1 pseudogene is annotated in these 467 nt (G+C 64.0%); it reads left to right on the top strand.

The features are described 5' to 3' along the window. Nucleotides 1-467 (top strand): annotated as a pseudogene (locus B3397_RS04510) (TldD/PmbA family protein); the annotation flags it as partial.

Raw genomic sequence — 467 nt, 5'->3', positions numbered from 1 at the left:
TCGGCGCCGGAACAATTCACCTTCGGCTACAACGGCGAAACCTCGGACTTCATTCGCTTCAACCACGGCAAGGTACGCCAGGCCGGCCAGGTGGAGCAGGCCAAGGTGTTCTTCAAATTGATCCGCGATGAGCGCCAGGCCGAGTTGCAGCTGACCCTGGCCCAGGATCCGGAGGTGGACCGCCAACGCCTGGAGCAAGCCCTGCAACAACTGCGCGACACCCTGGCGCTGCTGCCACCGGACCCTTACCTGCAAATCAACGACGCGCCCTGGCACAGCGAAAACGTCCAGGACGCGCCGCTGCCCGACGCCGCCACCGTGGTCGAACAGATCGGCACGGCTGCTACAGCCCTGGATCTGGTCGGCATCTACGCCGCCGGCACGATCTGCCGCGGCTTTGCCAGCAGCCATGGGGCGTCGGGTTGGCATCAGGCCAACAGCTTCAACTTCGACTTCAGCCTGTTTCA

Source organism: Pseudomonas sp. UBA4194 (assembly GCF_002379585.1).
Taxonomy (GTDB): Bacteria; Pseudomonadota; Gammaproteobacteria; order Pseudomonadales; family Pseudomonadaceae; genus Aquipseudomonas.
Note: the sequence above shows the minus strand (reverse complement) of the source record. Positions and strands in the feature narration are given on the sequence as shown.